Annotated in this window: 7 protein-coding genes; 6 read left to right on the forward strand and 1 reads right to left on the reverse strand. The window is 39.4% G+C overall.

The window, feature by feature from the left end:
• Window positions 1-119: 119 nt before the first annotated feature.
• Entirely contained in the window at window positions 120-2,531 is a 2,412-nt protein-coding gene (locus BC008_RS06275) for a glycoside hydrolase family 65 protein (protein ID WP_058183345.1), read from the reverse strand.
• A gap of 1,288 nt (window positions 2,532-3,819) precedes the next feature.
• On the opposite strand from BC008_RS06275, the gene BC008_RS06280 reads away from it, so the two are divergent.
• The 6 genes from BC008_RS06280 (at window position 3,820) to BC008_RS06305 (ending at window position 9,876) form a co-directional block, all read left to right on the forward strand.
• Window positions 3,820-4,554, forward strand: coding sequence for a 15,16-dihydrobiliverdin:ferredoxin oxidoreductase (locus BC008_RS06280; protein WP_027843077.1), 735 nt, complete (start codon window positions 3,820-3,822; stop codon window positions 4,552-4,554).
• Window positions 4,551-5,297: a phycoerythrobilin:ferredoxin oxidoreductase gene (locus BC008_RS06285; RefSeq protein ID WP_027843078.1), complete on the forward strand. Its 747-nt coding sequence runs from the start codon at window positions 4,551-4,553 to the stop codon at window positions 5,295-5,297. The genes BC008_RS06280 and BC008_RS06285 overlap by 4 nt, the downstream gene beginning before the upstream one ends.
• 996 nt (window positions 5,298-6,293) lie before the next feature.
• On the forward strand, window positions 6,294-6,812 hold the full coding sequence (locus BC008_RS06290) for a phycocyanin subunit beta (RefSeq protein ID WP_027843079.1): 519 nt from the start codon (window positions 6,294-6,296) through the stop codon (window positions 6,810-6,812).
• A 114-nt stretch (window positions 6,813-6,926) separates the two neighbouring features.
• Window positions 6,927-7,415, forward strand: coding sequence for a phycocyanin subunit alpha (gene cpcA, locus BC008_RS06295; RefSeq protein WP_027843080.1), 489 nt, complete (start codon window positions 6,927-6,929; stop codon window positions 7,413-7,415).
• A gap of 679 nt (window positions 7,416-8,094) precedes the next feature.
• Window positions 8,095-9,054 carry a HEAT repeat domain-containing protein gene (locus tag BC008_RS06300; protein ID WP_058183346.1) on the forward strand — a complete coding sequence of 320 codons (960 nt, stop codon included), beginning with the start codon at window positions 8,095-8,097 and terminating at the stop codon, window positions 9,052-9,054.
• Window positions 9,055-9,207: 153 nt separating this feature from the next.
• Window positions 9,208-9,876, forward strand: coding sequence for a HEAT repeat domain-containing protein (locus tag BC008_RS06305; RefSeq protein ID WP_058183347.1), 669 nt, complete (start codon window positions 9,208-9,210; stop codon window positions 9,874-9,876).
• Window positions 9,877-9,976 lie beyond the last annotated feature (100 nt).

A 9,976-nucleotide genomic window follows, 5' to 3' on the forward strand; every position in this document is an offset into this window, starting at 1 on the left:
ATTTGCGGAATTTGTAGTTGCACTTTTTATTTGAAAAAACATTGTAGAGACGTAGCAATGCTACGTCTCTACCAACCAATTCAGGTATCTTGCCTTATGGAGTAATACACCAACAGATACTATGCAATCAGTTTTCTTGATTCTTCTTGATGGGAAGAACCATTCCAAAATGGTTTGGAATTGACTATAACCGGAATATCTGCAGTTATGCGAACTTCTTCACCTTGGTGATAAATAACTAGTTCTGAACCTTGCTCCAGCAAATAACTTGCCGAATTTTCCTCCATATGGATCCGTAAAACTCGATCACCCACCTTCAGAGAAAAACGTAGGTTCTTCATATCTTGGGGTAACCTGGGATTAAAAGATAAAGTACCATTATCATCTCGCATTCCAGCGATACCATAAATCATCAACATCCAAGAACCACCCATCGCAGCCATATGGCAACCATCTTTCACGTTACCACCAAGATCGTTGAGATCCATGAACATTCCACGGTAAAAATATTGCCAAGCTTTTTCTAAATATCCCATTTCAAAAGCCATGACACCTTGAATTGAAGCAGAAAGGGAAGAGTCACCGGTGGTTAACGGGTCGTAGTAATCGAAATTACTTTTTTTCAATTCTGGAGAAAATTCCGAACCCAATAAAAACATCGCTAACACTAGATCGGCTTGCTTAATTACTTGATGGCGGTAAATAACTAAAGGATGATAATGCAGCAATAAAGGATATTTATGAGCGGGAGTATTTTCAAAATCCCAAACTTTCTTATTGAGGAAATCATCATCTTGGGGATTAATACCCATCTCCTCAGCAAAAGGAATGTACATTTTAGCTGCTGCTTGTTTCCATTCCTCAACCTCAGACATATCCAAGTTGGTGCTATCCAATAAAGATGCGAAGCGATCAGGATAATCTTGAAATATTGATTCGATGGTTTGAGCTGCATACTGCAAATTTTGCCGCGCCATCATATTAGTGTAGATATTATTATTGACGACAGCAGTATACTCATCTGGTCCAGTTACACCATGAATGTGGAAAGAATCACCTTCAAAAAATCCTAGATCAACCCACATTCTGGCGGTTTCCACCAACATTTCCGCACCTTCGCGATACAGGAAGCTCTCATCTCCTGTTACTTCAACATATTTCTTCAGAGCATAGATAATATCAGCATTGATGTGGTACTGGGCTGTTCCAGCTGGGTAATAAGCTGATGCTTCCTCGCCGTTAATAGTTCTCCAAGGAAATAATGCACCTTTAAGATTTAAGTCTCGAGCGCGTTTTCTTGCTTCATCCAACATTGAATAGCGGAACTTGAGCAAGTTTTTCGCAGAACGCGGTGCAGTATAGATTAAAAATGGTAGTAAATATATTTCAGTATCCCAAAAATATTGTCCTTCGTACGCCTGACCGCTTAGACCCTTCGCAGGAATACCAGTTCCTTCTGCTCTTGCTGAAGCTTGAAGAACATGAAATAAGTTAAAGCGAATTGCTTGCTGTAGTTCTGTTGTTCGTTGATAAGCTTCTACAGAGTCCGAGCTACCCTCTATTAAAATATCACTCTGATGCCAGAAATCGTCTAAATATTGCTTTTGAGTCGATAAAATACTAGACCAACCAAGGAATACTGCTCTATTCAAAGTTCTTTCGACTCGAGAGCATAACTCATTAGGAATATCGCTATCAGAAGTATGGTAACTAATATATTTTATAACCTTAATTGGTACCCCTGCCCGAGCATCAACAGAAATAGAAACCTTACCAAAATCTTGAGCGCATTCGCTGTTGTATTCGTAGGGACAATCCGTCTCAATGTCATGTTCTATCCCACAAGCAAGGTTAATTTTACTGTTGCGGGTCGTGTGGCTGAGGACGATTCTACGGTCTTTAGAATAATAAATTTGTGGAATTAAAACTTGACCTTTAAAACCCTTTGCTCTGCGGGGGTCACCATCATTTGATTGGTTGCAAGGGTCATTACGCATTTCCGAACAAATAACCACAGAGGCGTTTGCGTTCAGAACTTTTACTTCGTAAGCAATTGTCGCTAAATGCTTGTACTTATATGAAACCAATCTAGTTGATTTAATTGAAACCTGCTTCCCGGATGCTGTTTCCCAGAGTAATTCCCGTTCGAAAGTACCGGTTTTCATGTCCAAGCTACGTTGGAAAGCAAGCAAATTAGCTACAGGTAAATAAAAGCATTCATCATCCACATACAGCTTAATGATTTTGCTATCTGTAACATTAACGATAGTCTGTCCGGTTTTGGCAAAACCATAAGCTTCTTCACCGTAAACTATAGGCCATTTTTCATAGAACCCATTGATAAAAGTACCATTTTCAAATACAGGTTTCCCTTCTTCGCTAACCCCTCGCATACCCAAATAGCCATTACTAACGGAAAACATAGTTTCCATCTGAGCAAGAAAACGAGGATAGTATTGCTTCTCTACTATCCGCCAAGGATCGACAGGATAGACATGCTTGGGAAGATTAACAGGTTCTCGTCGGGACATATATAAATCTCTAACCTCTATAGCGTCAACATTTTTTATTTTTAGACAGTCTTAACAAGCAAAAATGATACCTACTTAATTTTGTTGGAGAAGTCGTTTGAAAAGTATTCACAGCAAGCAAATCTCTGCCAACCTAATTTGAATATCAAGTGGATTTCAAGTTCAAAGCTCAAAACTCAAAATTTCAAACCCAAAGACTAAAACCTGAAAAAACTAGGCTCTTACGTAGTAGACATAGATTTATAACTTTAAAGCAATAACTCCCCATCAAACCCTTACATTCCCGTAATTGCTAAAACTTACAAACTGATTTGCCGTGCAGTAATTTATCAGAAAACTACTAAGAACAAAGTCAAAAGAACTGCGTCACAAATCAGAATTTGGACTGACACGCATCAGTCCAAAACAGCAATTTGAGCAAAGTTGTCCGACAAAAACCTAGGGGGTTAAGCAAGACGAATAACTATCGTGTATCTTGCATTAAATTAGAATAACACCCATAAACTTTAAATACAGCAGTATCAGTAAAAATACCTGTTTAAAATTATTTATAACTTAATTATTTAACTTTCACAATTGCCACAACTAAATTTTCATACATTACTTCTGGAAAATCATCCTATTTTTAATACAAATTAGTAACAGAAAACCGTGAAGAGATTGAAAAGTCAATGTAAATTCTATTTGTTGTATTATTTTTAACTTATTATAAGAATCGTTAACAAATGCTTCTGAAGTATAAAAAGATCAAAGAAAACAACGATTTATAACCAGAAGTACAAAAAGAACAAAGTGACTTTTACCTTTGCAAATCCTCTGGTTGCGGATATTTCTTTAAAAACATCTAAATAATTTATGTAAATTTTATGTAAGATTGTTAGCACTAAGTTTTATGTTATTTGTAGAAAATCAATCTACGTAGTTATTTCTGAGTTTTAATAGTTAATTGATGGTGAATTGGTAATGTAATGGAGAACTAGTAATTGCTTTTAAGACTCAGCGCAATGATAGGCGTAGGTTATTGTATTGTGTAAGCAATTGCGTAAGCGGTAATTAGGCTTTTGGTAATTGTTAACGGGAAATCGCTGGCAACTGAATAGTAAATAGATGAGTTATTGGGTATTTAATTATTTCGCTATTAGCATTATTGAACGAGCAATGATGCTTGACAAGATTTGCCCAAAAATCGTTTAAATCTCGTTACAGAATGTTGCTTTGTTTCAGAAAACTGGGACTTATATACATAAAATGCTTTATTTTCAGTTGAGGACTTAAAATTTCATGCTCTATGTACAAGCCTTTCCTGGAATTTTTAGAAGCGGAGCTTTTCAGGCAATTTGATTTGCAAAGCCGCTCTATTCCCCCTGGTCTGGAGCTTAATGTTAGCGAACGCGGCAGGCATCCGGCGACTATTCGCAGTTGGTGTTATCAATGTAGGGATTTAAGAAAAATCCGCTACACGTACATTGATGCGGGAAAAAGTGCCCAGATTTTTAATAGCGTAATTTATCCGAGTCATTGCTATGACTTACCGCTACTGGGAATAGATTTTTTATCTTTTGGCAGCGTAAAAAATCTAATTGTGTTGGACTTCCAACCTTTGTTTCAGGATGAAGTTTATCAGCAGAAATATATAGAGCCATTAAAACAGCTACATGAGAGATATCCCGATCTGTCACAGGATTTGGAAATGAAGTTTTATGATGCCAATCAATACTTCTCTAAGTTCCTGTTGTTTGCCAAAACAGATGCAGAAACTGTCGCAACAAGAGTTTTTACTGCTTTCCAGGATTATCTAAGCTTATACTGGAAAATGCTTGCCCAAGCTGAGCCCCTCACAGACCAGAAAGATATTGAGCGAATAATAAAGGCTCAAAAAGATTACGACCAATACAGCGCTGAACGCGACCCAGCTTCCGGTTTATTTAGCAGCTACTTTGGACATGAGTGGTCAGAACGCTTTCTTTATGAGTTCTTGTTTGAAGATGCTGTTCCTTTAGCGGTTGGTGCGGTGAAAGGATGACATTATATCAACCGTTTCTCGATTATGCGATCGACTACATGAAATCGCGATCGCAGTTGGATAGCTATCCAATTCCCCCAGGATTTGAATCTAAAGAAGCTATAACGGGTAAGGGTAAAAATCAGGTAACCGTTACGACTACAAGTTATGGCTTTCAAACTGCCAAATTAAGGCAAATTCGAGCAGCCCACGTTCAAGGTGGAAAAGCGCTACAGGTACTTAACTTCGTAATTTTCCCCCACTTGAATTATGATTTACCTTTTTTTGGGGCTGACTTAGTAACTTTACCTGGGGGACACTTAATCGCTCTAGATATGCAGCCCTTATTTAGAGATGAGGCAAAATATCAAGCAAAATATACCGAGCCGATTTTGCCAATTTTCCAAAGTTACGAGAAAGATTTACCTTGGGGTGGGGATTTCCCCGAAGAAGCAAGTCAATTCTTCTCCCCCGCTTTTCTCTGGACTCGTCCTTCTGATACGGCGATCGTAGAAAATCAGGTATTTGCAGCTTTTAAAGATTACCTCAAGGCTTATTTTGATTTTGTGGAATCAGCCGAACCTGTAGAAGATCCTCAACATCTAGAAGCCATCGAGCAAGCCCAACTACGATATTTACGTTATCGAGCGGAGAAAGACCCAGCAAGGGGAATGTTTAAGCGGTTCTACGGCGAAGAATGGACTGAGGAATATATCCACGGTTTTCTGTTTAATCTCGAAAGAGAATTGCTCAGCATTCATTAAATCTTTATTTGTTAAATCTTTATTAAGCCAATTAAATCGAATATCACGCTCATTCAAGCCCTTCTGACATTTTGCAGGAGGGCTTGTGTGGCGCTGGGCGCTACGCGCAAGTCATTAGCGCAAGCGCGTAAGCGTACCGGATCCGCAGGTAGCGCAGCTATAGGTTATGACGCTGTAGACACTGAAGTGTCTCACTTTATGAACGCGTCACACTGCGTTAATGCGTGTCCGTAGGACATAAGTCAAAATTCAAAAATATAGTGCTACGCACAAGTCAAAAGCTTATATGGCGGTTTCCATTTGAATCAAATACATTTTTGTAGAGACTTTGCATACAACGTCTCTACAAGATGTCATGCACTCAACCGAAAACCGATATCAATCATTACTTTGCTGGATTTCAATGTCAGAACTTATTGCATAGCGCTGTAAATGTTAAGAACTTATTTCTTAGCGCTCCTGCTAACATTCCTCTAATAGGTCGATATGATGCAGTCACAAGATCAGACAAGCGTCATTCTGGGAAAAGTTAATAGCTACAAGATATGAAGTTAGACACTAACAAAATTAAAACTTTATCTGGGAGTTAATAAGGGAAAGGGGAAACAAGAAAACAGAACTAAGAAAAACAGGTTTTAATTACCTCTACTTATACTCCTGAAAACCTAAACAGACATAATACTGAAGATACGCATGAAGTTTTGTAAATATTTACGATGGCGATGAAAATAAATCGTAATAAATAATGAACCAACACCATTGTATAAAGGTGAATTGTAGGGGTAAAGGTTGGTAAAAGCCTGGATTATTCAAGTTTTTCAGCAATACTAAACAAGATGAAGTTTTGTGAAAAAAAAACTCATCTGTCACCCTGGAAAGCTTAGACTTATACATTGATGTCTGTTGTTAGTTTGTAACTACTCAGGCAGCCTAGGACGAAAGTTCGACTTTTGGAAACAAAACAAATCTTAAGGAAGCAGTTAGGAGATAAAGGCAATGTTAGATGCATTCGCAAAAGTAGTTTCCCAAGCTGATGCAAGAGGTGAGTATCTAAGTAATGCTCAATTGGATGCTTTAAGCGCAATGGTTGCTGATGGCAACAAACGGATGGATGTAGTGAACCGCATTACCAGCAATGCGTCCACTATCGTTGCTAACGCAGCTCGTGCATTATTTGCTGAACAGCCCCAGTTAATTGCTCCTGGTGGTAACGCTTATACCAGTCGTCGTATGGCTGCTTGCTTGCGCGATATGGAAATCATCTTGCGTTATGTAACCTACGCAATCTTTTCTGGTGATGCTAGCGTATTAGACGATCGCTGCCTCAATGGTTTGCGTGAGACCTACCAAGCTTTAGGAACCCCTGGTTCTTCCGTAGCAGTTGGCGTTCAAAAAATGAAAGACGCAGCAGTTGCAATTGCAGGCGATCCCAGCGGTATCACCCAAGGTGATTGCAGCGCAATTATGTCAGAAGTTGCAAGCTACTTCGACCGTGCGGCTTCAGCTGTAGCATAAGTCTCCAAGGCTTTCAAGAAAGCCTTAAGGGGCTACTTGATTGCTGTCACTTGGACAAAAAAATAAGTTTCAAGTTTCAAATCAAAATTTTGTAAAAAGGGAGATACCAAACCAATGAAAACCCCCCTAACTGAAGCGGTAGCAGCCGCAGATTCTCAAGGTCGTTTTCTCAGCAGCACAGAAGTTCAAACAGCTTTTGGTCGTTTTCGCCAAGCTTCTGCAAGCTTACAAGCTGCAAAGAGTTTGACCTCTAATGCTTCACGTTTGGCAGAGGGCGCTGCACAAGCAGTTTATAATAAATTCCCCTACACCACCCAAATGCAGGGTCCTAACTATGCTTCCAGTCAAACTGGTAAAGCAAAGTGTGTACGTGACATCGGTTATTACTTGCGGATGATCACCTACTGCTTGGTTGTAGGTGGTACTGGTCCCATGGATGATTACCTAATCAGCGGTTTGGCAGAAATCAACAAGACTTTTGAACTGTCTCCCAGTTGGTATGTTGAAGCTCTCAAGTACATCAAGTCTAACCACGGTTTAAGTGGAGATCCTGCTGTAGAAGCTAACTCTTACATTGACTATGCTATCAATGTTCTGAGCTAGATTTAGATCTAACTCTAGCCCGGAAAAGTAAGCAGTTCTTGTGGTTTTTGATCTGAGAGTTGTTTACTTTTCCGGGCACTTTTGTTTTTATTGGTGGGTGGAATTGGTAATTGGTAATTGGTAATGGGTAATGGGTAAAAGCCCGCGCCTTACGGCGTTAGCATTAGCGAAGCATTAGCGAAGCGTGACGTTAGTCATAGCGTGACACGACAGTGTCATTGTGGTGATTGGTATTTAATTAACGAGCGCTGTGGTTGTACCCTCTAAGCTTATTGCTTGCTTTTGCTCTTTGAACTTATGCACTACCCAATAAAATTAGGACATTGGTAAATCCTGTTTTTCGTAGACGCGCTAAAAGCTATGAGTTATAAGATTTTTGTCGCCCTAAGGGCGCGGTCTGTTTTTACTTGCGCGTAGCGCCATACTAGTGTGGAATATTTTATGGCTATATTTAATAAATCTAAATTTTATTTTAAAAACCAAAAAACTAACAACGTATTAATAACTTGATAATTAATGAGTTATTGCTCTTAAAAACATGAAGATTTGAATCAAAAATTTAATAAGTTTGAAGATTTAAAAACAGATTTTTACCTTAATTACGAAGAAATGTGAAATAAATCTCATTCCTAACTTCTTGCTCCTTACTCATTACTTATTACTTCTTACTTCTAAAACAATGTCCTATTCAACCGAGGAAAATTCAAACTCTATATCAGCAACAAGTGAAACAATCCAAGGAGAATCTTTGACGGTCGAGCAAGCGATCGCAAATTTAAAAGGTTCAGATTTAGGATTGCGTTTTTATGCTGCTTGGTGGTTGGGAAGATTTAGGGTAAATGAAGGGGAAGCTGTAACAAGATTAATTACAGCATTAGAAGATGAGGACGATCGCACCCCAGAAGGTGGATATCCTTTACGTCGTAACGCAGCGCGAGCGTTGGGTAAAATTGGTGACGAGCAAGCTGTTAATCCTTTAATTGAGTCTTTGAAGTGTTCGGATTTTTATGTTAGGGAAGCAGCTGCTCAATCCTTGGAAATGTTAGGCGATCCAAATTCCGTTCCTCCTTTAGTGGAGTTATTAGAAAAAGGTTTAGAAAACAGTTCAACACAAGAGAACTTACACATAACAGATAACCTAAATGCAGTCATTGCGACGCCAGGAAGCAATCCCAACCCATTAGAAAGTCACAATGAGTTCATAAAGTCACCAGAAAAAAAATTAATTTCCGAACCAGATTTTAAAGAACCCTACGACGCCATCATCGAAGCCTTGGGAACTTTAGGTGCAACTCAGAAAATACCACTAATTAAACCGTTTTTAGAACATCCCATTCCCAGAATCCAATATGCTACCGCCCGAGCGATGTATCAATTAACGGGTGAAACAAGCTATGGAGAAATTTTAGTACGAGCTTTGGAAGTAGATGATTTGCAATTACGCCGAACTGCTTTGTCAGATCTAGGAGCAATTGGATATATGGGAGCAGCGGAAGCGATTTCCGAGACTTTGGCTGAGAACAGCTTAAAATTAATTTCTCTCAAAGGATTGTTAGAACGTGAAATTAAAGAAAATAGTACAGAAAAACTATCGGAGGATGCGATCGGAGTTATGAATTTGATGGATTCTCTACTTTAATGAGACGCCCCATTCCTCCCTTGGAAGAGGTTAGGAGGGGTTAGGTCGTTTCTACAAATCCTAAACACTAACGGGATAAAACACTAGTAATTAATTCTGACTTTTTACTTTTTACTTTTGAATTTTGAATTTTGACTTTTGACTTATTCTCCCATGCCCAATCCCCAATCCCCAGTCGCCAATCCCCAATCCCTAATCCGCGCTGTCGAAGAAGCAGATTCTTCGAGTAAGTTATTAGATGCGGTTGAAGAGTTATCAGCAGCTTGTTTACCTGAAGCAATTCCGATCTTGATTGCTGCTTTAGGTTACAACAACCCAGGTGCAGCAGTTGCAGCGGTTGATGGGTTAGTACAATTAGGAGAACCTGCAGTTAGACCATTACTGCAATTAATTGATGACCATAACTATACAGCAAGGGCGTGGGCAATTCGCGCATTGGCTGGAATTGGCGACCCTCGGGGACTTGATACTTTGTTAGATGCGGCAAAAAATGATTTTGCTTTGAGCGTGCGACGGGCTGCTGCTAGGGGTTTAGGTACGGTGAAGTGGGAGGAAATGGCGTCAGAAAAGTTAGTTTCGGCTCAAGAGTCGGCGTTGGAAGCGTTGTTAATTGTTTGTCAAGATCCGGAGTGGGTAGTGCGTTATGCTGCGGTGACGGGTTTGGAGAATTTAGCGAAAGCTGTAACGGAGACTGAGAATGGTTTTTATTCGAAGATTCTTGTGAAATTGGAGGAAATGGCTACAAAGGATGAGGAGATTGCTGTTTGTAGTCGGGTAAACTTGGCGAGGGAAAGAATTAGTCCTACAGACACGCTTCGCTAACAGTGGGTTTAAACTCAATACCCGTGAATGAAATGCTCAAGCTGCCTTTGGAACAATAATTTCTAAATCTTTTTTCAAATCTCTAATTTCCGATTTATGA

Origin of the sequence: Mastigocoleus testarum BC008, from assembly GCF_001456025.1 — a bacterium.
GTDB classification, from domain to species: domain Bacteria; phylum Cyanobacteriota; class Cyanobacteriia; order Cyanobacteriales; family Nostocaceae; genus Mastigocoleus; species Mastigocoleus testarum.